Source organism: Reyranella soli, assembly GCF_007992495.1.
Classification (GTDB): Bacteria; Pseudomonadota; Alphaproteobacteria; order Reyranellales; family Reyranellaceae; genus Reyranella; species Reyranella soli.
This window is the reverse complement of sequence record NZ_BKAJ01000334.1, coordinates 1-2355: the sequence shown is the minus strand read 5'-3', so window position 1 is coordinate 2355 and position 2355 is coordinate 1. Positions and strand designations below refer to the sequence as shown.

The 2355-nt window shown below is 59.7% G+C and carries 3 protein-coding genes; all 3 read left to right on the top strand.

Annotation, left to right across the window (positions count from 1 at the left end; translation table 11 throughout):
• On the top strand, positions 1–230 hold a 230-nt coding region (locus RSO01_RS48785), incomplete at its 5' end, for a hypothetical protein (protein ID WP_218037687.1).
• 34 nt (positions 231–264) lie between these two features.
• Positions 265–456 carry a putative quinol monooxygenase gene (locus RSO01_RS48235; protein WP_170303903.1) on the top strand — a complete coding sequence of 64 codons (192 nt, stop codon included), beginning with the start codon at positions 265–267 and terminating at the stop codon, positions 454–456.
• A gap of 407 nt (positions 457–863) precedes the next feature.
• Positions 864–1643, top strand: a complete 780-nt coding sequence (locus tag RSO01_RS46540; protein ID WP_147157437.1) for a Hint domain-containing protein — start codon at positions 864–866, stop codon at positions 1641–1643.
• The last annotated feature ends 712 nt before the right edge of the window (positions 1644–2355 follow it).

Here is a 2355-nt window from a genome sequence, read left to right as displayed (position 1 = left end):
AGGCCATCGTCCCGCTAGTTGTTCTGATTGTCGTGATGGCTATGAGAGATCCATATCAGTCGGGCCGGAAATATGCGAGCACCAGCGAGATCGACGCTAGGGCGGTTTTTGACTCGTACGGTTTTCGACCTCTGGTGGATTCCGGGGGGGACCCGCCCGCCCGACAAAACGCTTCAGCGGGTCAGATTTTGACTCCAGAAGCCGACTGCGTGTGGCTGGTCAGCCGCTGACCAAACTGGGGGGCCCGAATGACGTGCTACGTAAATGCTGGAGTTCACTGCAAAGAAGGGCTTTGGCCCCGATCTCCTGACTGGGCTGCGAGCAGCGTTGCCGACAACCCGCTCGAAGGATGGCTGCTTGAGCCTTGAGTTCACTGTCAACCAAGACAATTCGGCCAACATGATCATCGTGATGCGTTGCCAATTGCGAGAGCATTACGAAACGTATCGAGCCTGAAGGGAGGAGACGGGCGACGTAAAGCGGTTTGCCGCCGTTTGTCGGCCAGGAGGGGAGGGCAAGGCCGATGGACTCGGAGTGCATGCCGATGATTGCTAGCCGGCCTGGGACGAGCGCAACAAAGGCGCCTCGTACACGGACAATGTGCAGACATTCAAAGCGCTGGGTCACCGTTGCGGTTACATGCTTCTGGCTTCCCCCACATGGATAGTAGGTAGGTTCCATCTGGTTCCTAACGGTCATACGCGGCTCAGGACAAGGCAGGTAGCATGTGTGCTCATTCGGTGTGAGTCTCTTCCGGGGTACCACCACTGCTCTGCGTATGTTTTTTCATTCGCCTCTAGCTGGGAGGCAATGCAAACGCTCAAACTCTGTTAGGTCACCTGATGCCGTGAGTTGGAGGTCGTATGAGCAGGACTCCGAAGATTGATCGTGCGCGACGCAATGCACTGAAAGCTGGAAGTTTGGTCTTGGGTACGCTTTTGGCAACTAGCGTTCCGCATAGACAGGCCTCTGCGCAGTCTCAACCTATCCGAGACATCATTCAGGACCTTCTTCGCGATCTCCTTCCTGGCAGAACCTCCAATCCTGGAAGTGGCGGCGGCCAGTGTTTTGCGCGCGGCACGCAGATCCGGACACGCGAAGGCTATCGGCGGATTGAATCCTTGGCAGCGGGTGACGAGGTTGCGGTGCGTTTTGGCGGCTTCGTGCCGATCAAGGCAATGGTCAGCCACACCTTGAAAAGCGTGTCGGGCAAATGGGTTGACGAGTCCAACCTGCCGGTCTTCGTGCGGCGCGGTGCTCTGGGCGAGAACTCGCCTAATGCCGATCTTTGCCTCACGGCTCTGCATCCCGTCTTCGTTGATGGTTTCCTGATGCCAGTCGGCGAGTTGGTTAACGGGACCAGCATCATCTTCGAGGCGGCGGCTGGTCGGGATGCGCTCGACTTCTTCAATATCGAACTCGACAGCCACGACATCCTGGATGTGCAGGGCGCATTCTGCGAGTCGCTGTACAGAGCGGAAACTGAACGCTGTGCGCCGCTATTACGCTTCACTGGTGGCCGCAGCCAGCTTCGGTCGCGCTTGCGTAGCGTGGCGTCAGCCGTAGTCGATCGGCGTCAGCCAATTGACATCATTCGCGACAAACTGGAGGAGCGCGGGCACCGCTTTGCGCGGGCGGCATAGCCGTCTAGTCGCTTTCAAGCGACCCGAGGGCGAGGCAAGGCAGCGGCGCTGGTGCACGAAGGTCGGGCCTTTGCCCGTTCGCCTCCTTGCCTGAGTCGTGCAGGCCCGTGCCCCTTAGGTGCGCTGCTGGGTCGGCCTTTGAGCCTAGGTGAGCGTCGACGAGGCTTGACGATGAGCACCCCAGAAGAGCGGGCGCAGCGGGTATCGGTACCTCGCCACCCAAATGCGTGCTGGCACATACGCCGTGAGACAGGAAAATGCCCGGTGGGCGATACTGGAGGCGGCACGCGTGAGTAACCGGCTGGCGGATTTTGCCGATCGCCAGGTCAGCCTAGCCATCAAGACAACAGCACCTATGCGTCGTCACCGGCCCTGAGCATCAACGCTGGCGGGGGGCCGCCCAGCCAATCCCGGTTGCGATCGCAAGTATGACGCAGCGAGCATCGGTCACCGATCAGTTGGCGCAGTGATGACAGTCGACGACGAGGAGGCGGTCGACCGACTGGAGAGCGGTCAGCGGCTGGCGACAAGCATATGCCGGCCAGCAAGCCGCCAATCGAGAACGCGGGGCTACCTCCGATGCGCTCCACGGTCAGGCTTGGCAATGGTGCGCATCAGTATGCTTGTTGTTGCGTCGCCTCTAACGGTTGAAGGCTAGCTTCAAGCGGCGGTAGCTCGGGATGCGGGTAATCAGCGCCGTAACCATTTTCGA

Coding starts and splice junctions, on each gene's coding strand:
- RSO01_RS46540 (WP_147157437.1), top strand. CDS start 864: ATGAGCAGGACTCCGAAGATTGATCGTGCGCGACGCAATGCACTGAAA.
- RSO01_RS48235 (WP_170303903.1), top strand. CDS start 265: ATGCTGGAGTTCACTGCAAAGAAGGGCTTTGGCCCCGATCTCCTGACT.